Raw genomic sequence first — 23,408 nt, 5'->3', positions numbered from 1 at the left:
ATGAAAACAAAAGAACTACTGTTCGGTGCATGCTTGTGCATGTTTACAGCTTGCAACATGCCCGAGAAAGGAATGGATGTAGATGTATATGAGGCGCTGGATTACTGTGACGCCCAGGTACAACGCACTTTAACAGAACTAAAAGCGGCAGAAGGTACTATCGATTACTCGATGATGCCGCGTAATATCATGGACAGCCTCAACACCTGGCATTGCCGAAAAGCAACAAAGGATGAATGGTGCAGTGGTTTCTGGCCAGGAGTTTTATGGTATGATTACGAATATACCGGTAAAGCAACCATAAAGGAAGAAGCTGAGAAATTCACCGAACCGTTGAAGTTCCTGTCACAAATTCCGGCATACGACCATGACCTGGGTTTTCTGATCTTTTGCAGCTACGGTAATGGATATCGGTTGACACATAATCCGGAATACAAACAAGTGATTCTGGATACAGCAGATTCACTGGCAACCTTGTTCAGACCTCGTGTAGGCACCATACTTTCATGGCCACGCAATATAGAAATGTTCGGTGGACACAATACGATCATGGATAATATGATAAACCTGGAAATGCTTTTCTGGGCTGCCAAGAACGGAGGAAACCCATATCTGGCAGATATAGCCGTGTCGCACGCCGATAAGACTATGAAATATCAGTTCCGTCCCGACTACACTTCCTATCACGTAGCGGTTTATGATACTTTGACGGGCGACTTCATAAAAGGAGTTACACATCAGGGATATGCAGACAATACCATGTGGGCACGCGGACAGGCGTGGGCTATCTATGGATATACAGTAGTCTACAGGGAAACATTAGATCCACGATATCTGGATTTTGTACAGAAAGTAACAGATGTATATTTGGAAAGATTGCCGGAAGACTATGTGCCTTACTGGGATTTTGATGACCCCAATATCCCGAATGTCCCACGTGATGCCTCCGCTGCAAGTGTAACCGCATCGGCTTTACTGGAACTCTCCACTTACCTGCCCGGCAAAAAAGGGGATGAATATAAGAATGCAGCTATAAAAATGTTGGCAAGCCTGAGTTCGGATAAGTATCAATGCGGCAAAAGCAAGCCGGCATTCCTCCTCCACTCCACCGGACACTTGCCGAATAATTCAGAAATAGATGCCGCCATCATTTATGCAGACTATTATTATATCGAAGCCTTGGTTCGATTGAAGAACTTAATTGAAAATAAAGCTGTCATATAGAAGCAACGCTATCCCCTCTTACTGTTTTGGTTTGAGGGGAAGCGTAAACCAAAATGTAGAACCTTCTCCCAATTTAGAATTCACTCCGATTTCGCCTCCCATATTCTGAATAATGAGCTGGCAAATAGGCAAACCTAAACCGGTGCCCTGCTTAAAGCTATCCAACTTGATGAAACGTTCGAATATAAGATGGAGTTTATCTTCCGGAATACCAGTTCCCGTATCAGTTACATAATAATAGATGTCTTTTTCACGCACTTCATAGCCATAGCGGATGCTGCCGGTCGATGTAAATTTACAGGCATTAGTCAGGAAGTTCAAAACCAATTGTTGAAGTCTGTTTTTCTCTGAATAAACAACATAATCATCCGGCATCCCCGGCTCAAAAATCAGATCAACCCCATCCTGCAAACGAGACTCAACAACTCCCCTCAAGGTTGCTAGCACTCCATTTAATCCAAATTCCGAATAATACAAATCAAGAACTCCGGCCTCAATCTTGGATAAGTCCAGAACATCATTGATAAGTTGCAGCAAGATTCCATTATTCTTCTCTATGATGCTGACATACTCCTTCTTCTCTTCTTCATCTTCAGTCATGGCCAATATACTGGAGAAGCCAATAATTGCATTCAACGGAGTGCGGATTTCATGACTGATATTAGCAAGGAAGGCAGATTTCAGACGGTTGGACTCTTCCGCACGCTCTTTGGCAGCAATCAATTCACGCTCTGCCGCCTTACGCTCCGTAATAAACAATGATGACCCCACCACAACAAAAGGTTTTCCCTCTTCATCATATTGTTCTACAAAAGCACGCACTTCCATCCAGTCCTCTGAGCCATCTGATTTATCAGGTCGATGAACACGGTACTCTTCTTTTATTTTATCAATTTTATTAGCATGCACATCCTCAAAAACCTGCTGGATACGTTCTCTATCCTCTTCACAAACAAAGGTAAGATAGTCATCTATATTGGTGGTATAAGTCATTTCTGAGACTTCTTCTTTTCCCGGCTCTATCGGCTTATAGGAACTATATGTAATTTCATCTGTCCGCAAATCCCATTGCCACGGCAGCAAATCAACCACCTCTAATGCCATAGCCATCTTAGAATGAGTAAAACGCTGATTCTGCTCTACTTGCTGAAGCCGTTCCAGAATCTTATTCCTACGAAGCTGGAAAAAGAGAACAACTACTAATAAAGTAATACTACCTATTACTAAAGCAGACTGATACTTGTCAAAGAAAGTAGGGGGAGCATTCAAATAAACCGTTCCCGGAGGACAGTTTTTAGGAGACAAGCCAAAATCCACCATGTAAGGATAGTTAAAAAGAACCATGGGCTTCGGATTATAATATGGAATATCCCGCGCTTGCTTGCCATCAGCTACAGCATTAATCATCTTCACAATTTCCTCACAGTACAGGTTCATATCATATACACACCCTCCTATTATAGTCCCATCTTCTTCAATACTCGAAATAGAAGAAGATAATGCAAAAAACGGACAAGGCAATGTAGAATTGGCAATCACCTTATAAGAGTTGGCCATCATAAGCATATTACCCGCAAACATTCGTTTGTGAAACCATGAAGCGAACAAAATACCGGTTTCCTCCGGAACTACCCTCCGCAATGTATCCAGTAACTGGTCCGGACTCCAGGTGTCAGCTGACAAGAACTTATAATTAAGATTTGAATATTCTTTCTTCATCAATTCAGAAAGTTGCTGGTCATAATCAATATCCCGATCAGTCTGGTCACCAATTAACAGTAAACTCTTCATCTTCGGAATCATGCGATGCATCAACTGGACACTTTCGGGAATGAAAGCGCGCGCGCCCAGAAAGGTCATATTATACTCTTTACGCAAATCATTCAGGTAAATGCGATCTTTTTGTGGAACAACCTGATTATACATATAGGTGGAATCCGGTCCTATATATCTGCTTTCGGCACATACGATCAAAGGAATATCTCCCCAGTGTTTACGCATTTCATCCCGCAATATCAAAGGGGCATTTCCCAGCATCAACACGGCTTTAGGCGAATTGTGACCATAAGTAGAGAAAAGATTTTCTTTATATTGATTCAATATCTCAGGAGTCTCTATGGTCAGAATATTCATATATTCCACTTTCATGCTTATATCCTTCCGGTCATACTCTTTCTGCATGATGTGTGAAATGATAGTCTGACTCCATGGAGCACCCGATACATAACTGCTGATAATCAATAAATCCGTATCGGAATTCTCTTTCTTATCACCAGCAGACGCCAAAGCAGAGAAAGATAAAAGGAAAATAAGTAAAAGAGATCTAATATGTAGTATTCTCATGATTGCATAACTTGACCGTATTAAAACACAGAAAAGCAGCATTTAGTTCATGAAAAGAAAGACTTTCCTTGTGATTATCAATATTTTCTTAGAAATAGTTTTATATTTGCATTCAACAATTATCACGAAAAGCTATTATATATGAAAAAGTTAATTTATCTCTTCGTTCTTTCTATTCTCTATTCATTAATCGTTGTTCAGCTATACCCTCATACTTCGTACCCGGGCGCCCATAGTTAGCATAAGGATAAATGGATATGCCACCACGCGGAGTAAAAAGTCCTGTTACCTCAATATATTTAGGATTCATCAGATGAATCAGATCCTTCATTATAATGTTCACACAGTCTTCATGAAAAGCGCCATGATTACGGAAACTAAACAGATAAAGTTTCAAGCTTTTACTTTCCACCATTTTTATATCAGGAATATAACTAATACGGATTTCCGCAAAGTCCGGCTGCCCGGTTATAGGACATAGGCTGGTAAATTCCGGACAATTAAAACGTACCCAATAATCATTCTCGGGATGCTTATTATCAAAAGCTTCCAGCACTTCAGGAGCATAATCCTGCTTATATTCCGTTTTTCTCCCCAAAAGGGACAGTTGATCTTTTAATTCGGTCATAATTATATTACCCTTCACTAATTAAATATTTCTCTAATCCCTCACGACGTAACTTACATGCCGGACAATGCCCGCAGCCATCACCCTGAATCCCGTTATAACAAGTCAACGTTTCGTTCCGTATCAGATCAAGCACTCCCAGTTCATCTGCTAATCCCCAGGTTTCCGCTTTGTCGATCCACATCAATGGAGTATGAATTACGAACTGCTCGTCCATAGCCAGGTTCAATGTAACATTGAGCGACTTGATAAAGGTGTCCCGACAATCAGGGTATCCGCTGAAATCAGTCTGCGACACTCCTGTCACGATATGATTGATACCATGTTCACGGGCATATACAGCAGCAATGCTTAGAAAGAAGAGATTACGTCCCGGCACAAATGTATTGGGATAACTACCGGCTGGCTTTTCCTGATCCATAGGCATCGTTGTATCCGTCAGTGAGTTGTGCCCCAACTTACCGATAAAAGATACATCCATTGCTTCAAACTCCACACCAGCTTTACCGGCTATTTCCCGTGCCAGTTCCACCTCTTTCTCATGCTTCTGTCCGTACAGGAAACTCAAAGCGACCACTCTCTTAAACTCTCGTTTTGCCCAAAACAGGCAAGTGGTAGAATCTTGTCCACCACTGAACACTACTAATGCAACTTCTTTATTCACAACCATTCACCACACAGTATTTATCATTACTTTAAATATCTTTGATTTTCAATATATTGTAAGAGATATCCTGATCATATACATCACTACCGTCAATACGTTTAATAGCTGCCACAACACGGATAGTGACCGGAAGAATCAGCACTTCATACAGGGATTTCAATACAATCTGAATACACATCATCACCAGTAATTCAGGCCAGGCAATAATTCCTCCGAAAGCAACAGGAAAGAATATCAGAGAGTCTGCCGTCTCCCCCACTACAGTCGACCAGATGGCACGAGCCGAGAAATGCCGTCCGCCACTTGCCACTTTCATACGACTCATGACATAAGCGTTGAGGAACGAACCAACCAAAAAAGCTGTCAGACTCGCCACCACAATACGAGGCGCCATTCCGAAAACAAAGTTGAAGTGAGCCTCCCCCTCCCAAAATGGCGCAGCCGGTAATGCTACGGCTATCAATCCAAGCATCACCACAAAGAAATTCATAGCAAAGCCACTCCAGATAATGAGACGTGCTTTACGAAAGCCCCACACCTCAGCAATGCAATCATTGATAATATAAGAAATAGGGAAAACCAGTAACCCTGCGGTAACGGTAATACCGAAAACCTGGATAACTTTAGTTTCAAGAAGATTAGCTGCAATCAGACAAACATTAAATAGAATACCCAGCAGCATAAAGGGTACAGATACTTTTTGCTTCATAAATCCTGTTTTTTACGTGGTGTTCTAGAATACACGACCGCTATTCACGGCATCATAAGATCGTTAAATCGGCCGCAAAGATACACTTTCTTCTATTGACCGCAAAACCATTTCTAATTTAAGTTGTTCAAAAGGCATTCACCAAAACCTAACTTAATAATGAAGACAATCTTAAAAGTAATGTTTCTGTTGTGCGGCATCGGTCTTATTCCGTCTGTGGCCAAAGCACAAGAAAAAGTGATTATTGATGACGAGGCATCTAACGGCATCGTCATGGTTACCATCGACAAGGCAGGCGACGAGATCGTCCGTATCATGAACGAATCACAGTTCAGGTACATCCACGATCCACAGGCACCTCGCTTCCTGTTGATGGATAAAAAAGGAAAGTTCGCCCTTGGTATCGGCGGATATGTGCGTGCCACTGCCGAATATGACTTTGGCGGCATCGTGGACAACATAGACTTTATTCCTGCTGATATCCCGAATATCAGCAAAGTAAAGAATCAGTTCCAAATGGACGCACGTACTTCCACTATCTTCCTGAAACTGGTAGGGCATACTAAATTACTGGGTGATTTCGTTGTGTACACTGCCGGTAACTTCCGTGGCGGCGATAAGGTATTCCAATTGCGAAATGCTTATATGTCGTTCCGTAATGTAACAGTGGGTTATACTTATGGTGGGTTCATGGATTTGGCTGCATTGCCGTCCACTATCGACTTTCAGGGTCCTAACGGTGCAACTTTCTACCGTGCCACTCAACTTGCCTACACTTACAAAGGCTTGAAAAACTGGCGTTTCCATGCATCTATCGAAGTGCCAAGCGTAGATGGCGCCACGAATGACGAACTCAGCGTAGCCCAACAACGTATGCCGGACTTCACCGCTTACGCCCAATACGGCTGGGGAGCTAACAGCCATCTTCGTGTGGGTGGCATCGTACGTAGCATGACGTATACCAGCACGCTCAGCAATCATGCATCCGATGTTACCGGATGGGGTGTACAGGCATCTACTTCGTTCAATCTCAGTAAGAAATGGGAAATCTTCGGGCAAGCCACTTACGGAAAAGGTATCGGACAATATCTGAATGACATCAGCAACCTGAATGTGGACATTGTTCCTAATCCGGAAAAAGAAGGCAAGATGCAGGCATTGCCTATGCTGGGCTGGTTTGCTGGGGCACAGTATAATATCTGTCCGAAAATATTCGTATCCGGCACATACAGTATGTCCAGATTATATTCTGAGAATGGTTATCCCAACAATCAACCAAGCAGTTATCGCTACGGACAGTATCTCGTAGCCAATGTATTCTGGAATGTCACTCCAAACATGCAGGTAGGTGCCGAATATCTTCGTGGCTGGCGTACAGATTTCAGCAATTCAACACACCATGCCAACCGAATGAATTTGTTGGTACAATATTCTTTCTAAAAATAACGTATAGATTAAAAATAGCATAGGAAATAAAAAATGGTGCAAATCATCTGATAGTATGTAACTAAGAGATTTGCACCATATCTTTTGTCTTTCTTTTCTCTTTAGACACTCAGCGTTTTTGGATTGCGACGAACATCCCATACTGCGGCAATTTCCACAGTTTGAGTCTCTTCGAGCACCCTATAGATTAGCTTATAATACTTGTGAACTACGAGTGAACGATAAACCTCTACTTGATCTTCTAAAGATGATTCCAAAGGACCAGCATAAGGATTCTTAGTTAAAATCAAGCATGATTTTACAAGTAAGTCGCTCAAAACTGAAGCCATTCCTGCATTTTGGCTCCACGACAGAGTATAATAATAAATTGCTTCTAAACTACTTAGAGCAGTTTCTGTCCAAACTACATTCATTACCATAGTCTTCTACGTGCCAGAACTTCATCCGTAGTGTATACTCTTCCCGCTTTACTGTCCTCCCGTGACTTCCTCAATTCTTCCTTCAACTCCTCCACCGTAAACTGGCAAGGAGCATTCCGGTAATCATATTCTTCCTCTTCCTGCATCAGGCGCAAGACATAATCCCGTATTTCCTGTACGATTCTCGGATTCTCAATCTGCATTACAGACTGCACAGTTTCCACTTTCAGGCTGTTTAAGTCGAGCCCGTAAGCCGTAGCAGGCTCATTCACCGTTTGCTTTTGTTCTTCGGAATCAGAATATTTCTTCATAATCACTCCTTTCTTTGATATTGCATCAACAAAAGTACATAATATTATCCGTAAAAGCTCCCCGTTTCTCTTAAAAGTTTTCTTGAAAAGGAATATCCGAGAAATACAACAAAGCCGCCTCAAGTATAATATACCCAAGACGGCTTCTGCTATATAATAAGTAATTATGAAATCAGAATCTGTAGTTGATGCTAGCGCCAAACACCTTATTTGTACGGCTGTAGACATTTGTACCACTCAATCCGGTATTATTATAGTCCTGGGATTTCTTAGTATAATCTTCGTAAGTAGTCCACATGTACCCAACGTTCAGGGCGGCTCTTGCTGTTAAATTCAACTTGGCACCAAAACCCAGAGTATAAGAATCACAAGAAAAACTGGTATCGCTTTGGTAATTGTCGGACAATCCATAGTCTGTGATCTGACCTCCACAACTCAAAGTCAAATGTTTGGTTACATCCCACTCAATACCGGCCAGATATTCGTTTGTTCCCTTTGTCAGATACTTCTGCTTGCCACCGGCCATTCCTGCACTTTTATCATCAAAGAAGTGGTATTCTACAGATGCGCGCAATACCGGAAGAAACTCATAAGAAGCAGCTATAGAAAGCATGGAAGGAATATCATTCGGAGTATTCACACCATGCTTGTAATCCGCCAATTCACTTTCAGCGGCACCAATCATACGAAGCGAGTTCTCTTTAGTGGAATTCTCAATGTTCAAACTAGTCATAAACTCATATTTTGCACCAATGTTTAGCTTACCCCACTTAGCATCCAAGCCGATAACCGGAGTAAATCCCCATCCGGTCTGGTCACAATCCAAGTCTATGCCGATAAGCTCCGTGCCAACAGGTATCGCTCCTCCGGCAGGAGAAGGCAAATCTACAGCAGCACTGGCTTTCAATGCACCCTGGTAACCACCAGTAAAGTAGTTCATACGACCACCCGCAAAGACAGAAAGCCAGTCCGTTGCCTTATAAGTCAAACCCAACTGTACAGAGTAGATGTACTGTTTGCCATCCATGTAGCTTTTCAGCGAATAGGCATTGCTCGGAATTTTTTGGGCTCCCAATCCGCCTATTACCATAGCATCGAACATGGGAAGACCATCATCAAACGAGGCTTTTCCGCCGCCGCCAGTAATGCCGAAAAAGCCGGAAAGTGTCCAGTCACCCATCTTATAAGCAGCAAACAAACTGGGAATGACAGGAGCAGATGCCTTACCCTCATAATACTTATTCAGCCCCAAACCTTCGCACGAAGCATCGATATTTCTTGTTTGGAAAGCACTCTGAATACTCAAAGACATATGAAAACCGTCATTCGGCAAAAATGCCAGACCTGCCGGATTGGACAAAGCACCATCTATTTCAGTTGTAGCACCACGGGATAGCATACGAAGAAAAGCAGCATGCTGATTTGTATTCGTCAGCAGTCCTCCTGCAAAAGTTGAAGTTGAAACGATTAGCATCATAAAGCTAATCAAGCTAATTTTTCTCATCTAAATCTTTTTTAATTGTTAGCGGGCGCAAAGGTACAATAATATTGCACATCAGAAAGCATTTTGTGCAGAAAGATGCATTACAGACAAAAATTAATTGAAAAAAGAAACTGTTTCTAATGAAACGGATAAAGAAAAGATCATGGAGGATGTATAACAGAACCGTAAGAAGAGAATCTCGTAATCATGAACAACGAACCATAATCTCACAACCAACTAATCTCAAACATGCAAGGAAAATATTAGTTTCTTGCGGCGTGGAAATTAGTTTCTTGCAAGAGCAGAATTAGTCTGCCGCAAGTGTGCAATTGACAAGGAAGGCTACCCGTAACCCTCCGCTACTTCTGAACCTTATCATTCACACACGTGTTATTTATACTATATATACTAAATTCTAAAAACTTCAGAAATCATGGCATATACAATTGCTTTTTTCGGCACCAAGCCCTATGACGAGGCTTCGTTCAATGAAAAGAATAAAGAGTACGATTTTGAACTCCGCTATTATAAAGGACACCTGAACAAACACAATGTGATACTGACACAGGGTGTGGATGCCGTCTGCATATTTGTAAACGACACCGCAGACGCGGAAGTGATCCGCATGATGGCGGACAATGGCGTGAAATTATTGGCATTGCGTTGTGCCGGATATAACAATGTAGACCTGAAAGCGGCTGCCGATTGTGGTATCACAGTGGTACGTGTACCCGCCTACTCACCCTATGCCGTAGCAGAATATACCGTGGCTCTCATGCTATCGCTGAACCGGAAAATTCCACGCGCCACCTGGCGTACACGAGACGGTAATTTCTCTCTGCACGGATTGCTTGGTTTCGATATGTACGGCAAGACGGTCGGCATCATCGGTACGGGAAAGATCGCCAAGAAACTTATCATGATTCTGCGCGGTTTCGGCATGAACGTACTGGCTTATGACCTATACCCCGACTATAACTTTGCCCGTGAGCATCAAGTGGTGTACACCACGCTGGACGAACTTTACCACAGTTCGGACATCATTTCCCTGCATTGCCCTCTCACCGAGCAGACCAAATATCTCATTAACGACTACTCCATCAGCAAGATGAAAGAGGGCGTAATGATTATCAATACCGGACGCGGACAACTGATTCATACCAACGCACTGATAGAAGGATTGAAGAACAAGAAGATCGGTTCTGCCGGACTGGACGTGTACGAGGAAGAAAGCGAATACTTCTACGAAGACCAATCGGACCACATCATTGATGACGACGTACTGGCACGCCTGCTTTCGTTCAATAATGTCATTGTAACCTCACACCAGGCGTTCTTCACCCGTGAAGCATTGGAAAATATCGCCACTACCACACTTCAGAATATCAAAGACTTTGCAAGCGGAAAAGCCTTGGAAAATAAAGTGATATAACTTGTAGCTCAGTAGCTCACAAAACTTTTTAAAAACCAGTTTGTTATCTAAACATATCAACCATTTAAAAGAAAGGAATTAATTATGAAAAAAGTAATAGACAAAGCGGAAAGCCGTGGACGTGCTCTATATGATTGGCTCGACAGTCACCATACATTCAGTTTCGACACCTATTATAACCCGCGTCGTATGAACTTCGGCGCCCTGCGTGTACTGAACGACGACCGTGTAGAACCAGGTAAAGGCTTCGGCACCCACCCGCATAAAAACATGGAAATTATCTCCATCCCTCTGAAAGGAAAGCTGAAACATGGCGACAGTCAGAAGAACAGCCGCTCCATCACGCCGGGTGACATACAGACCATGAGTGCCGGTACCGGTATTTATCACAGTGAAATGAACGGCAGTGACACCGAACCGGTAGAGTTCCTGCAAATCTGGGTAATGCCGGAGAAGCTGAATACACCACCTGCCTATCAGGATTATGACATCCGCCCGTTGCTGCGCAAGAACGAACTGACGTTGATTGTTTCACCGGACGGTGACGCTCCTGCCAAGATGCTGCAACAGGCATGGTTCTCCATCGGAGAGATAGAAGCAGGCAAAAAGATCGGCTACCACATGCACCAGTCGCATGCAGGGGTGTACATCTTCGTGATCGAAGGTGAAGTGAAGGTGGACGACACTGTACTCTCACGCCGTGACGGCATGGGTGTATATGACACTCACAGCTTTGAGCTGGAAACACTAAAAGACTCGCATATCCTGCTGATGGAAGTGCCCATGTAAGTCTTTTAGATAAAAATAACAGCTAAAAGCCAAGGTTTGTGTAGCGTTTTTCGTAATATTGCGCTATAAATTGACCCTTGCATGAAACTTGATTACATTTACCATAGCGGCTTCGCGATTGAAGCGGACGGAGTGACAGTCATTATCGATTACTACAAAGATTCCTCTGAAACGGAATATAATAAAGGTATCGTTCATGACTATCTGTTGGGAAGACCCGGAGAACTATATGTGCTCTCTTCCCATTTTCACCCCGACCACTTTAATCGCGAAGTTCTTTTATGGAAAGCCGGACGCCCGGATATTCACTACATCTTCTCCAAGGACATCCTGAAACATCGTCGCGCCACACGTGAGGATGCCACCTATATAAATAAAGGTGATGTGTACGAAGACCCGAATATCCGTATCGAAGCATTCGGTTCCACGGACGTGGGCATCTCTTTTCTGATCGACCTGCAAGGCATCCGGCTGTTCCATGCCGGAGACTTGAATAACTGGCATTGGAGTGAAGAGTCCACCCCACAGGAAATCCGGAAAGCGGAAGGTGACTTCCTTGCCGAGGTGAAGTGCCTCCAGCAGACCGCCCCTTCGGTAGACGTAGCCATGTTTCCAGTGGACAACCGCATCGGAAAAGATTATATGAGAGGTGCGGAACAATTCGTGGAACGGATAAAAACCACTATCTTTGTACCTATGCACTTCAGCGAGGAATACAAGGGCGGAAATGCTTTCCGGAAGTTTGCCGAAAGCAAAGGTTGCCGTTTCCTTTCCATCACCCGCAGGGGCGAAAGTTTCGATATTACTCAATAAAACATACGCATTATGAAAAATTTGACACAGTTTCTTTTTATGCTGTTATGCATCTGTCTGCCGGCCACAGCGTTTGCAGACGCCAATAAAGATAAAGATGACGACAGCAAGTATCTGGCAGGTGCAGTACCCGAAGTAGATGGAAAAGTGGTATTCACCAAAGAATTCAGCATTCCCGGCATGTCGCAGGAAGAAATCTTCAAACGTATGCAGAACTGGATGGAAGCACGGCTGAAAAAGAATGAAAACACCAGTCGCGTTGTCTACACCAATCCGGAAGAAGGGCAAATCGTAGGTACAGGAGACGAATGGATCGTGTTCAGTTCGAGTGCGCTTTCTTTGGATCGCACAAAGATACTCTACCAGATTTCAGTTGTCTGCGCACCTGAGAAATGTACGATGGAAGTAGAGAAAATCCGCTTCAACTATCGCGAAGGCAAAGAGAAGTATACGGCAGAAGAGTGGATTGTAGACAAGTACGCACTGAATAAAGCCAAAACCAAATTGGTACGAGGACTTGCCAAATGGCGTAGAAAAACAGTAGACTTTGTAGACGATCTGGCCCTTGGAGCAGCCGAAGCCCTCAGTGCAAGCACTGCTAAGAAAGCAGCCGAAGCAGCTGAGCAGAAGGAAGCTAAGAAAGAGGAAAAGAGTGTTGTAAACTCTGGTCCGATAGTAATTGCCCCAAAAGCAGAAGTTGAAGTGAAAACTCCGGCCGAAACCAGCAAAGTCACAGTAATCCCTGCCACTCCGCTCACCCCGGCTACTCCTGCAACGTCAGGTACAGTGCCCGGCTACAAAGAAGTAGCTCCGGATCAACTGCCGGCAAATGCCATCCAAATGGGTGCGGGCAAGTTAGTGCTTGTAATCGGCTCGGATGCTTTCAACATGACCATGATGACAGCAAACGCAGGTGGTTCATTGGGCAAATCATCAGGCAAGCCTGTTATTTTCAGCTTCCTCTCTCCCGATCAGCCTTACGAACAGATGGAGACGGCAGAAACTTACACTGTTCGTTTCTATCCGGCAAACCAAACCGAACCGTCAGTTGTTTTGGAATGTAAGAAGATGCCTTCACAGACTCCGATGGAAGGTCAGCCACGCATGTATGTGGGGGAAATTCTGAAGGCATTCGTAAAATAATCACTAACAACAAATCACTAATTACGTGGAAATAAAAGCTAAATTCGATCATTTTAATATCAACGTTACCAACCTGGAACGTAGTATTGCTTTCTATGACAAAGCATTGGGATTGAAAGAACATCATCGTAAAGAAGCCTCAAACGGCTCCTTCACATTGGTTTACCTGACAGACAACAGCACAGGTTTCCTTCTGGAACTGACTTGTCTGAAAGATCATCCGCAAGCTTATGAACTTGGAGAAAACGAAAGCCATTTATGCTTCCGTGTTACCGGTGATTATGAAGCTATTCACCAATACCATAAAGAAATGGGTTGGGTATGCTTTGAAAATACAGCTATGGGATTGTACTTCATCCATGATCCGGATGATTACTGGATAGAGGTGCTTCCGGCAAAATGATGAAAGAATGGTAAAATGATAAATGGTAAGATGATAGGATTACATTTCCTCATCTTACCATTTATCATTTTACCATCTTATTTATGACGACCTGCCCTTTTCTTTCGTATATCCGCCTTCATCTTGGCAGCACCGGAACCATGTTTCCCAGTAATATACGATTTCTTCTTGGCTTTAGTTTTCACCTTTCCATCTTCTTTGGGTTTGTCTTTCTTTCCTTTAAAGACGATACCGCCCATTATTGCATCTTCTATACTCATATTCGGTTTCTATTACTATTACATTTATAAGCCGACACAAAGATAGTTTTTTTCTACCAATAGCCTGCATTTTTCGTATCTTTGCGGACAACTTTTAAAGATTGAATAGAATGAACACTACACTGCTTTCTGCTGATAAGGACCCGATGGGTGCTGCTATTGCCGATTATTATAAACAAAACAAGGCCGAACGGCTACGGGTCTTCTCCTCACAATTCGACGAGGATGAAATTCCGGTAAAGGAACTTTTTCGCATGAAAAAGCAGATGCCTCTTCTGGAACGTACCGCCCTGCAACTGGCTACGGGAAAGATTCTGGATGTGGGAGCCGGAAGCGGTTGTCATAGTCTTGCCTTGCAGGAAGCAGGCAAGGATGTACATGCCATTGATATTTCACCACTTTCAGTAGAAGTGATGCAACAACGCAGTGTACGGCATGCCACATTACTCAATCTGTTCGATGAACATTTCCAAGAGACATACGACACAATATTAATGTTAATGAACGGTTCTGGAATCATCGGTAAGTTGGAGAACCTGCCTGCCTTCTTCAAAAGAATGAAGCAACTGCTACAACCCAGCGGCTGCATCTTTATGGACTCCAGTGATCTGCGCTATCTGTTTGAGGAAGAAGACGGAAGTTTTGTGATCGATCTGGCAGGTGACTATTATGGAGAAATAGACTTCCAGATGCAATATAAGGATATTCTGGGAGAGTCATTCGACTGGCTTTACATTGATTTCCAGACACTCAGTCTTTATGCAGCCGAAAATGGTTTCCAAGCAGAGTTGGTAAAAGAGGGAAAGCACTACGATTATTTAGCCAAGTTGACCTTGAAATAAGGTCAACCCGGACTTTCTGTTTATTATTTCTTTGCCAGCATTTCATCTATCTTCTTCGTTAATGCGGCAAATTCCTCCTCATTGTACAAGCGGGTCAGCATCACAATGCGTCCGTCTTTATCAATCAGTACATTGCGGGTAATGCCGGCATTACGAAGTGCATATTTGGCAAAGATATCCGCACCGGGATCCAATCCCAAAGGATAAGTAACGCCAGTCGACTTGCCGAATGCAATCACTTTGTCCAACGACTCATCACGATCTATACCAATAAGAGCAAATGCAGAATTATCTTTGTGTTTCAGCCAGATATCCTTTTCGATAAAAGGCATTTCCTTGCGGCATACACCACACCAACTGGCGGTGAACTGTAACATCACTACCTTTCCACGAAGTTCGGAAAGGGTAACTTTCTTACCGTCTGTCAGGGTAATGGTAAAGTTGGGAGCCATCTCCCCTACTCTTACAATGTAGCCGGTGCTATCGGCAGCTGCTTCCTGTGCTTTGCCCGATAAACAGCAAAGGGCAAACAGGATAAAAATCAAACTATTTACTACTTTCATCGATCTTATACTTTAGTTATTTTAAAACGGGAACAATAACGGGAGCACAAAGATCATCACAATTCCCATAATTATCTGTAAAGGCAAACCTACTTTAACATAATCCATGAATGTATAACGTCCTGCAGGCATCACCAATGCATTGGGCGGAGTTGAAAACGGAGAAGCAAAACACATACTGGCTGCCACGGTTACGGCAAATAGGAATGGATACGGACTCAAATCCAACTGTATGGCAGACTGAAGCGCAATCGGTGCAAGAAGTACTGCCGTAGCCGTATTACTAATAAACATAGTCATCAGCGAAGTGGTGAAATAAATACCTGCTAATAACACATAAGGTCCGTAACTACCTAGCCCGTTTACCAGCGATTGGGACACCAATTCGGAAGCTCCGGTCTTTTCCAGCGCCAACGACATAGGCAACATAGCGGCAATCAGAACAATACTTTCCCAGTTAATAGTTTTATATGCCGCTTCCACATTTCGGAAACAGCCGGTAAGCACCATCAGCAAACCTGCAATCATTACTGCCGTTACCGGAACGACAGGGATGAAATCGAACATCATCATTACCACCATTCCCAACATGATAATGGCGGCAACAGGTGCTTTATGATTCAAGGTTACTTTGGCAGCCTCAGCAAGCGGTTGTCCGAGTACTACCCAATCAGAGGGATCTTCACTCAAACGCGCTATATTCTCCCATGTCCCTTGCACCAACAGCACATCCCCCGAATGCATCTTTTCATCCTTCAGATTCTTCAGGATATACTGACGTTTGCGTTGGATACCCAGAATATTCACCCCATATTTCTCTCTGAAACCAGAATCCTTTACCGGCTTATTGACCAGGTTAGAAGCAGGCATCAATACAATCTCAGCAATACCGATTTCTGTGAATTCAAGTTCATCACTCTTTGATTCTACGGCGCCTTCTGCATCATGCGTATCCAGTAACTTCAATGTATTTTCTTCTGCAAAGCGCTCCACATTCGTAAAATCACCCAGTACATACAGAATATCATTCTCCTGAATAATGGTATCAGCAGCAGCCATTTCCTGACTCATCGTCTTAAAGAAATGACGGCGCGAAGAAGATGACTGACGGCGAACCTCCATTATACCCACATTATAACGCTGTGGAATACCCAGTTCCTGTATGGTCTTTCCTGTTAAAGGTGATCTACTCTCCACTCGTACCCGACACAAGTTCTGGAACAGTTGGTACTCTCCTGCCAGCTCTTTCAGTGATTTATTCTTTTTGCCCTTACGGTCCTTATCGCCTTTCTTGGTCAGAAAAATTTTGCTCAATGGAATCAGTACCACCAATCCGACAGCCACACAAACCAGTCCGACAGGAGTAAACGAGAAAAAAGTAAGGGGCGTATATCCAGCAGAAGTCAGTGCTTCCTGAATTACAAGGTTCGGCGGTGTACCGATAAGTGTCATCATACCTCCCATACTACTGGCAAATGCAAGCGGCATCAGCAGGCGACTGACATTGATCTGCGTTCCCATAGCCATACTGACAACAATAGGAAGCATCAAAGCTACCGTTCCGGTATTGCTGACAAAAGCGCCGATGAAGGCAGTCACCAGTACAATAAGAATGAAAAGCTTTAATTCGCTATCACCGGCCAACTTCAGGATACGACTACTGATCATCTTTGCCAAACCCGTCTGAAAAATGGCACCGCCCACAACGAACAATCCTATCATCATGATCACGACGGAATTGGAGAAACCGGTCAATGCTTCCTCCGGAGTTAGAATACCGAATATAATTAGTAACACCAAAGCACAAAGCGCCACCAAATCCGAACGCACTTTGCCACTCATAAAGAATATCGCAGAAAGGAATAAAACAATGAGAGTAATATACATATAGATATAAAATTTGTCAGTTATTAAACAATTCAACAGTGATTTTTGTTCTAAAGCGTTGCAAATATCACAAAAATCAGCACAATGGACAATAGGGTGAATCCTTTTTGAACTAAATAGGCGACAAATATCTCACTAAATTATAAATAAAGTATAGATTATTAGCATTATATTTATAACTTTGAATCCGGGAATGATATTATGGGATCACCTCTTTTATCAGTTAAATTCTATAACAACAATGGGAAACGACAACACAATTACAGGCACCTTCAATGGAACAATCCACCTGGAATACCTGCCATGCATCAATTATGCAATGATACACAACCATGTGCCTTCATGCAATTTCTGCGAACTCATGAACAGTGATGAAGTCGATTGGAACAATATCAAAGTTTCAATAGATGGAGAACTTATTAAGCACTCAGAGAGTATTCTCGAAGTCATTCCGCACGGACAGAACATTCAAATCAACAACCTGGAAATATCACCTGAAAGTGGAAAATTAATCGAATTGACAGAAGGCATCGATACTATCTTTCATCTGGTTATTACGATTTCCGGTGAGATAGCCCATCAGCAAACATTTCCCATCAAACTGATGGCATACGATCAGTGGACCGGTTCCAGGATTATGCCCGAACTCTTAGCTACATTTGTTACTCCCAATCATCCCATACTTTCAAGAATAAGCGTAAAAGCCTCACAATTCCTCGAAAAGTGGACCGGAAACTCTGCCTTAGACGAATATCAGACACAGGACCCCAACCGAGTACGTGCACAGGTAGCTGCTATTTATGAAGCTCTCCGGTCTGAGTCTTTAATATATTCTACGGTTCCAGCCAGCTTTGAAACTTCGGGGCAGCGTATCCGCTTGGTAGATAATGTACTCACCAGTAAACTAGGTACATGTATAGACCTAACTTTACTCTATGCTTCCTGTCTGGAAGCCAATGGCATTCATCCTCTTTTAGTCTTGTTGAAAGGACATATATTGGTAGGTGCATGGCTTACAGAAGATATTTATCATCAAACCGTAGGCGATGATGCTTCTTTTCTACTCAAAGGGAGTGCAAATGGTATCAGCGACATTGTATTAGTAGAGACAACCGCACTGGCATCTTCCCAAAACATTTCATTTGAAGAAGCTGCTACAATGGCTCAGAGAGAACTCAAAGAAGAAAACAGATTCGAGCTGTTTATTGATGTATATAGGTGCAGACTGGATAAAATCCGTCCATTGCCACAACGCATAAATCATAACGGTGAATGGCAAATAGAAAACAGTGGAATAGAACATGAGAATGTAACCCAAAGAATACACCAACTGGACCGGTATGAAATAAAACTGGAGGACAGCAAAGATGAAATAACCAAGCAAATCATTTGGGAAAGAAAACTACTGGACTTTTCTCTACGCAATAATCTGATCAACATCCGGCTTGGCAGAAGAGTTATACCATTCATATCTTTCGAAATTGATCATCTGGAAGATCATCTGCAAGCTGGAGAAAACTACCAGATATTATCCAATCCCGCTAAAAGTAAAATAGAACCGGGTGAGACAGGGCTCTATGATTCTTCTTTATGGAAAGAGAATTTGGAAGAATTAGTAATCAGCGAGCTGAGAAACAAAAAACTCCGTTCTTATCTGACAGAAAGCGAACTACAAAACTCACTCAAATTTGTATACCGTACATCGCGAACCGCCATTGAAGAAAATGGTGCCAATTCATTATTCCTCGTTTTAGGAATCTTGAAGTGGTACGAGTCTTCTAAGAGTGTGAAACCACGCTTTGCTCCTATCTTGCTATTACCGGTAGATATTGTGCGTCGTGGAGGCTCAAGCGGATATATCATTCGCACCAGAGACGAAGAAATTATATTGAATATAACGCTCGTCGAACTATTGAAACAACAATTCAGCGTTAATCTTTCCGGATTGAATCCGTTGCCAAAAGATGATAGTGGCGTAGACGTAAAAAAGATATTCGCTACAATTCGCACCTGCATCCGTAATATGAAAGGTTGGGATGTAGTGGAAGAATCCATGTTGGGGTTATTCTCATTCAACAAGTTTGTCATGTGGAACGATATTCATACCAATGCAGACAAGTTGAAAGAGAATGCCATTATAGCCAGTCTGATGGAAAATCGTATTCAATGGCAGGATACGGTTCCGGAGATTGACGCCAGAGAAATAGACAGAAATCTTGAACCTATCCATTTTGCCATTCCTGTTGATGTTGATTCTTCGCAGCTGGAAGCCGTCATTGAATCAGGAGAAGGAAAGAGCTTCATATTGCATGGCCCTCCGGGAACCGGCAAATCGCAGACCATTACTAATATGATAGCCAATGCCCTGTACAAAGGAAAACGTGTGCTGTTTGTAGCAGAAAAAATGGCGGCACTTTCTGTTGTACAAAACCGTCTGACCAAGATAGGATTAGATCCGTTCTGTCTGGAACTACATTCCAATAAAGTCACTAAATCCCACTTTTTAGCTCAGCTTCAGAAAGCTATAGAAGTCATTCACATCCAGTCTCCAGCCGAGTTTGAAAGCACTTCAAAGCAATTATTTGAGCGTAGAAAGAAATTAATCGATTATATGGAAGCATTGCATCACCCCCATGCTTCCGGTTTCTCTCTCTACGATTGCATTACAAACTATTTATCAATACAGGGAGATGAATTGTCTATCGACTTTTCTCTGTTGCCCCCCATCACCAAGAATCAACTGGCAGACTTTTACGAAAAGATCCAAGAACTGGATACAGTTTTTCAGATAACAGGGCATCCGCAAGACCACCCGTTAAAGGGACTGGAACCATACGATACTTCCATAGAAAGCTCTCAGAAACTACAAGCCGGAATCAGGCGCTTTATAAATTTATTCACTTCGATTACCGCTAACAGAAAGTTGCTTTCAAATAGTCTGGAAATCTCGATACCTGATAATTGGAATGGGATCAACTGGATGGGCAAGATATGTAACCGGCTTCTATCCATCCCATATCTGAATAAAACGTTATTGGAAATGGGTGGTAATACCGACTTGATAGAAGAATGGAAAAATGTTGTCTTGTCCGGTCGTAAACGAGACCAGTTACAAACTGAACTAGGTAAAGACTATGCACCCCAAATTCTAGAAGAAAATGCATTTGCCCTTCAGCAAGAATGGAAAGCTATCGAATTGAAATGGTTCTTACCCAAATTCTTTGCCAGACGTTCTTATCTGAAAAAGCTCAGACTTTACAATACGAGTTTGCAAGCGGTACAAATACCAAGCCTGTTAGAAAAGCTAAATGCTTATCAAAAGAATAATAAAATCATTCAGGAACAATCTTCCGAATTATCATCTTCTTTCGGCTTCTTAGGAAGAAAGAACAAAGAGAAATGGGATGATATTGATTCTATACTTAAGAGTCTTCCGACGATTTACAATACTTTATCGGAATATGCAGTAATCGTTCAACAACCATTTGCAGAAGTTCTGAATCAATTTGCAAATAAAATCAGCATTGACTGGAACGCATTCCAGCAGTCTAATGAAAATACATTCAGGCAACTAATCGATACATCCAACGAGTTGAATACGGTCCTCAATGAAATAAAAGGTTTATGCAACATACAACTGCCGGATAATAATCTTGAAATGAAACTACCGGTTCTACTGAATACTTGGTTGACTCACTTCAATAAAATAAAAGACTGGGGACAATGGTGCATCCGTAAGAGAGAATTGGAATCCCTGCATTTAACTGTAGTTATCGACTATATAACAGATAAGCATAAAAGCGGATCGGAAGCTTCTGATGCGTATATGAAGGGCATTTATCACCAATTAGCTCTAAAAACCATTGATGCAGATGAAACTTTACGTCTTTTCAACGGATTGCTATTTGAGGAAATGATCAGCAAATACAAACAGTTGACCGTAGATTTTCAGGAGTTGAGTAAAAAGGAACTATACTGTAAATTAGCAGCCAAAATACCATCACTGACAATGGAAGCCGCCTCCAGTTCCGAAATAGGAATTCTAAAAAGGAACATTTCAAACGGAGGACGCGGCACATCTATCCGGAGAATTATAGACCAGATACCAACTCTGCTGCCCAAGTTATGTCCATGCATGTTGATGAGTCCGATATCAGTGGCTCAGTATATCGATCTGAATACAGAGAAGTTCGATCTTGTTATTTTCGATGAAGCATCACAGATGCCTACCAGCGAGGCAGTCGGTGCAATAGCCCGCGGTAACGCATTAGTCGTAGTAGGCGACCCCAAGCAAATGCCTCCGACAAGTTTCTTCTCCTCTTCACAAGTAGACGAGGAAGAAGCTGAATTTGACGATATGGAGAGCATTCTGGATGATTGCATCTCGTTATCCATTCCATCCCGTTATCTGACCTGGCACTATCGGAGCAAACACGAAAGTCTGATTGCTTTCAGTAATTCTCAGTATTACAATGGAAAGCTATATACTTTTCCTTCTGTGGATGACAGGATTTCAAAAGTACGTTTAGTTCAGGTAGATGGTACGTATGATAAAGGACGTACACGCAGCAATCATGCCGAAGCGGAAGCCATTGTGAAAGAAATACTGAACCGGCTACGTACATCTGAAGTTCCCGAAAAAAGTATAGGTGTCGTATCTTTCAGCCAGGTACAGCAAAATCTAATAGAAGATATGCTCATTGAGGAGCTGAACAAATATCCTGAATTGGAAGAAAAAGCTTTCCAAAGTAATGAACCTATTTTCATCAAAAATCTGGAGAATGTACAAGGTGATGAACGGGATATTATTCTTTTCTCTATAGGATACGGTCCGGACAGGAATGGCAATGTATCTATGAATTTCGGACCATTGAATAATCAAGGTGGCGAGCGTCGTCTGAATGTAGCCGTATCGCGTGCACGTTATGAGATGATTATCTTCTCAACCTTACGCTCCGAACAAATAGATTTGAAACGTACAAAGTCCAAAGGTGTGGAAGGCCTAAAGAGGTTCCTTGAATTTGCAGAACGCGGCACCTCACCTATTCCGGCCATCCAACTACAGAACCTGCAACAAAGTAATCTTATTGCTTTAATTGCACAGGAACTTACTCAGCGCGGTTATAAAGTGGACACTCTGGTAGGACGGTCAAACTTTAAGGTGGATTTAGCGATTGTCAATCCGTTGCAACCGGATACATATATTCTGGGAATATTGTGTGACGGCAAAAACTATTATGAAACCAAGACTACAAGGGACCGTGAAATAGTACAACCGAATGTTTTGCAGATGCTCCGCTGGAATGTAATGCGTGTATGGTCCGTCGACTGGTTTGAGCATAAGGAGCACGTCGTGGAGCGCATTATCAAAAAGCTGGAAGATTTAAAAAACACAAAAGTAGAAGAACAGCCTCCTCTTCCGACAGAGAATAATGTTCTGAAAACATTCAGTATAGAGAATGAACCTGTTGTAGAGTTAGTGAACAATCGAGAAAGAGAGTATATATTTGCTGACTTGCCCAATATAGGCTACAGTACAGATATCGATACCGTAATGGCTTCCTCCTATCAGGTTAAAAAACAACTTCAACAAATAGTCAAGATTGAACAACCTATAACAAATACTCTGCTATATAAAAAAATATTACGAATTTGGAATCTAACAAGAGTTACCACCCGTCTACAGGTATTTATCGACAGTCTTCTTGAAGATGCATATAAAGACCCCTTATCAGGAGATACTATAATTTACTGGGAGGATAAAGAGAAAGCTAAAGACTGCGACTTTTACCGCATCAACTCCAAACGCGACATTCTGGATATTCCAATCCTGGAAGTAATGAGTGCCGCCCGCTATGCCATAGAACAACAGATATCCATGCCGACAGAAGATCTGAAACGGCTGACTTCCCAACTTCTTGGTTTCAGTAGGAAAGGAAACAATTTAGATATGGTAACGGAGCATACTATACAATTGCTGATTGATAAAGGAATATTCAGCCACGCGAACGGAATGGTATCCATGAACAATTAGGGTTCATGGATA

19 protein-coding genes are annotated in these 23,408 nt (G+C 42.5%); 9 read left to right on the top strand and 10 right to left on the bottom strand.

The window, feature by feature from the left end:
• The gene (locus VYM24_RS15430) at window positions 1-1,224 is read left to right on the top strand and encodes a glycoside hydrolase family 88 protein (RefSeq protein WP_224319189.1); all 1,224 of its coding nucleotides are present in this window, start codon (window positions 1-3) and stop codon (window positions 1,222-1,224) included.
• Between the two features lie 18 nt (window positions 1,225-1,242).
• Here VYM24_RS15430 and VYM24_RS15425 read toward each other — a convergent pair whose 3' ends face one another.
• The 4 genes from VYM24_RS15425 to VYM24_RS15410 all read right to left on the bottom strand — a co-directional run bounded on the left by VYM24_RS15425 (window position 1,243) and on the right by VYM24_RS15410 (window position 5,571).
• Window positions 1,243-3,567, bottom strand: coding sequence for a sensor histidine kinase (locus tag VYM24_RS15425; RefSeq protein WP_299090136.1), 2,325 nt, complete (start codon window positions 3,565-3,567; stop codon window positions 1,243-1,245).
• Between the two features lie 172 nt (window positions 3,568-3,739).
• Window positions 3,740-4,195 (bottom strand): preQ(1) synthase, encoded by a 456-nt coding sequence (queF, locus tag VYM24_RS15420; RefSeq protein WP_007216146.1) that lies wholly within the window; start codon window positions 4,193-4,195, stop codon window positions 3,740-3,742.
• A 7-nt stretch (window positions 4,196-4,202) separates the two neighbouring features.
• Entirely contained in the window at window positions 4,203-4,859 is a 657-nt protein-coding gene (queC, locus tag VYM24_RS15415; RefSeq protein ID WP_299090130.1) for a 7-cyano-7-deazaguanine synthase QueC, read from the bottom strand.
• A 31-nt stretch (window positions 4,860-4,890) separates the two neighbouring features.
• On the bottom strand, window positions 4,891-5,571 hold the full coding sequence (locus tag VYM24_RS15410) for a queuosine precursor transporter (protein WP_217713263.1): 681 nt from the start codon (window positions 5,569-5,571) through the stop codon (window positions 4,891-4,893).
• Window positions 5,572-5,730: 159 nt separating this feature from the next.
• Between VYM24_RS15410 and VYM24_RS15405 the strand changes: the two genes are divergently transcribed.
• Complete coding sequence (locus VYM24_RS15405) at window positions 5,731-7,011, top strand: DcaP family trimeric outer membrane transporter (RefSeq protein ID WP_330940348.1); 1,281 nt, start codon at window positions 5,731-5,733, stop codon at window positions 7,009-7,011.
• A 107-nt stretch (window positions 7,012-7,118) separates the two neighbouring features.
• On the opposite strand, the gene VYM24_RS15400 is transcribed toward VYM24_RS15405, so the two are convergent.
• The 3 genes from VYM24_RS15400 to VYM24_RS15390 form a co-directional block, all read right to left on the bottom strand.
• On the bottom strand, window positions 7,119-7,430 hold the full coding sequence (locus VYM24_RS15400) for a type II toxin-antitoxin system RelE/ParE family toxin (protein WP_299090116.1): 312 nt from the start codon (window positions 7,428-7,430) through the stop codon (window positions 7,119-7,121).
• Complete coding sequence (locus VYM24_RS15395) at window positions 7,430-7,747, bottom strand: hypothetical protein (protein WP_299090109.1); 318 nt, start codon at window positions 7,745-7,747, stop codon at window positions 7,430-7,432. Before VYM24_RS15395 ends, VYM24_RS15400 begins: the two co-directional genes overlap by 1 nt.
• Before the next feature lie 172 nt (window positions 7,748-7,919).
• Window positions 7,920-9,251: an OmpP1/FadL family transporter gene (locus VYM24_RS15390; RefSeq protein ID WP_299090107.1), complete on the bottom strand. Its 1,332-nt coding sequence runs from the start codon at window positions 9,249-9,251 to the stop codon at window positions 7,920-7,922.
• Between the two features lie 412 nt (window positions 9,252-9,663).
• Between VYM24_RS15390 and VYM24_RS15385 the strand changes: the two genes are divergently transcribed.
• The 5 genes from VYM24_RS15385 to VYM24_RS15365 all read left to right on the top strand — a co-directional run bounded on the left by VYM24_RS15385 (window position 9,664) and on the right by VYM24_RS15365 (window position 13,810).
• Window positions 9,664-10,662: a 2-hydroxyacid dehydrogenase gene (locus VYM24_RS15385; RefSeq protein WP_291548585.1), complete on the top strand. Its 999-nt coding sequence runs from the start codon at window positions 9,664-9,666 to the stop codon at window positions 10,660-10,662.
• Window positions 10,663-10,746: 84 nt separating this feature from the next.
• Complete coding sequence (locus VYM24_RS15380) at window positions 10,747-11,451, top strand: pirin family protein (protein ID WP_007213364.1); 705 nt, start codon at window positions 10,747-10,749, stop codon at window positions 11,449-11,451.
• Window positions 11,452-11,532: 81 nt separating this feature from the next.
• Window positions 11,533-12,264, top strand: coding sequence for an MBL fold metallo-hydrolase (locus tag VYM24_RS15375; RefSeq protein ID WP_330940347.1), 732 nt, complete (start codon window positions 11,533-11,535; stop codon window positions 12,262-12,264).
• A gap of 12 nt (window positions 12,265-12,276) precedes the next feature.
• A complete protein-coding gene (locus VYM24_RS15370) occupies window positions 12,277-13,407 on the top strand; it encodes a DUF4468 domain-containing protein (RefSeq protein WP_291548583.1) in 1,131 nt (376 codons plus the stop codon).
• Between the two features lie 25 nt (window positions 13,408-13,432).
• Complete coding sequence (locus VYM24_RS15365) at window positions 13,433-13,810, top strand: VOC family protein (protein ID WP_044270928.1); 378 nt, start codon at window positions 13,433-13,435, stop codon at window positions 13,808-13,810.
• 77 nt (window positions 13,811-13,887) lie between these two features.
• Here VYM24_RS15365 and VYM24_RS15360 read toward each other — a convergent pair whose 3' ends face one another.
• Entirely contained in the window at window positions 13,888-14,070 is a 183-nt protein-coding gene (locus VYM24_RS15360) for a hypothetical protein (RefSeq protein ID WP_044270930.1), read from the bottom strand.
• A 110-nt stretch (window positions 14,071-14,180) separates the two neighbouring features.
• Here VYM24_RS15360 and VYM24_RS15355 point away from each other — a divergent pair, with 110 nt between their 5' ends.
• The gene (locus VYM24_RS15355; protein ID WP_291548581.1) at window positions 14,181-14,912 is read left to right on the top strand and encodes a class I SAM-dependent methyltransferase; all 732 of its coding nucleotides are present in this window, start codon (window positions 14,181-14,183) and stop codon (window positions 14,910-14,912) included.
• Between the two features lie 23 nt (window positions 14,913-14,935).
• On the opposite strand, the gene VYM24_RS15350 is transcribed toward VYM24_RS15355, so the two are convergent.
• Window positions 14,936-15,475, bottom strand: a complete 540-nt coding sequence (locus tag VYM24_RS15350; RefSeq protein WP_330940346.1) for a TlpA family protein disulfide reductase — start codon at window positions 15,473-15,475, stop codon at window positions 14,936-14,938.
• A gap of 21 nt (window positions 15,476-15,496) precedes the next feature.
• Window positions 15,497-17,362: an SLC13 family permease gene (locus tag VYM24_RS15345; protein ID WP_330940345.1), complete on the bottom strand. Its 1,866-nt coding sequence runs from the start codon at window positions 17,360-17,362 to the stop codon at window positions 15,497-15,499.
• 241 nt (window positions 17,363-17,603) lie between these two features.
• Between VYM24_RS15345 and VYM24_RS15340 the strand changes: the two genes are divergently transcribed.
• Window positions 17,604-23,396: a DUF3320 domain-containing protein gene (locus VYM24_RS15340; protein ID WP_291548577.1), complete on the top strand. Its 5,793-nt coding sequence runs from the start codon at window positions 17,604-17,606 to the stop codon at window positions 23,394-23,396.
• Window positions 23,397-23,408 lie beyond the last annotated feature (12 nt).

The organism is Bacteroides sp. MSB163, from assembly GCF_036416795.1.
GTDB lineage: Bacteria > Bacteroidota > Bacteroidia > Bacteroidales > Bacteroidaceae > Bacteroides > Bacteroides maternus.
The sequence above is the reverse complement of the archived record's forward strand: the minus strand, read 5'-3'. Positions and strand labels throughout refer to the sequence as shown.

Bases quoted from the DNA above. Each gene is read 5' to 3' on its own strand.
- VYM24_RS15400 (WP_299090116.1), bottom strand. From the start codon at position 7,430: ATGAATGTAGTTTGGACAGAAACTGCTCTAAGTAGTTTAGAAGCAATT.
- VYM24_RS15425 (WP_299090136.1), bottom strand. From the start codon at position 3,567: ATGAGAATACTACATATTAGATCTCTTTTACTTATTTTCCTTTTATCT.
- VYM24_RS15390 (WP_299090107.1), bottom strand. From the start codon at position 9,251: ATGAGAAAAATTAGCTTGATTAGCTTTATGATGCTAATCGTTTCAACT.
- VYM24_RS15360 (WP_044270930.1), bottom strand. From the start codon at position 14,070: ATGAGTATAGAAGATGCAATAATGGGCGGTATCGTCTTTAAAGGAAAG.
- VYM24_RS15345 (WP_330940345.1), bottom strand. From the start codon at position 17,362: ATGTATATTACTCTCATTGTTTTATTCCTTTCTGCGATATTCTTTATG.
- queF (WP_007216146.1), bottom strand. From the start codon at position 4,195: ATGACCGAATTAAAAGATCAACTGTCCCTTTTGGGGAGAAAAACGGAA.
- VYM24_RS15385 (WP_291548585.1), top strand. From the start codon at position 9,664: ATGGCATATACAATTGCTTTTTTCGGCACCAAGCCCTATGACGAGGCT.
- VYM24_RS15430 (WP_224319189.1), top strand. From the start codon at position 1: ATGAAAACAAAAGAACTACTGTTCGGTGCATGCTTGTGCATGTTTACA.
- VYM24_RS15375 (WP_330940347.1), top strand. From the start codon at position 11,533: ATGAAACTTGATTACATTTACCATAGCGGCTTCGCGATTGAAGCGGAC.
- VYM24_RS15350 (WP_330940346.1), bottom strand. From the start codon at position 15,475: ATGAAAGTAGTAAATAGTTTGATTTTTATCCTGTTTGCCCTTTGCTGT.
- VYM24_RS15380 (WP_007213364.1), top strand. From the start codon at position 10,747: ATGAAAAAAGTAATAGACAAAGCGGAAAGCCGTGGACGTGCTCTATAT.
- VYM24_RS15355 (WP_291548581.1), top strand. From the start codon at position 14,181: ATGAACACTACACTGCTTTCTGCTGATAAGGACCCGATGGGTGCTGCT.
- VYM24_RS15410 (WP_217713263.1), bottom strand. From the start codon at position 5,571: ATGAAGCAAAAAGTATCTGTACCCTTTATGCTGCTGGGTATTCTATTT.
- VYM24_RS15370 (WP_291548583.1), top strand. From the start codon at position 12,277: ATGAAAAATTTGACACAGTTTCTTTTTATGCTGTTATGCATCTGTCTG.
- VYM24_RS15395 (WP_299090109.1), bottom strand. From the start codon at position 7,747: ATGAAGAAATATTCTGATTCCGAAGAACAAAAGCAAACGGTGAATGAG.
- VYM24_RS15340 (WP_291548577.1), top strand. From the start codon at position 17,604: ATGGGAAACGACAACACAATTACAGGCACCTTCAATGGAACAATCCAC.
- VYM24_RS15405 (WP_330940348.1), top strand. From the start codon at position 5,731: ATGAAGACAATCTTAAAAGTAATGTTTCTGTTGTGCGGCATCGGTCTT.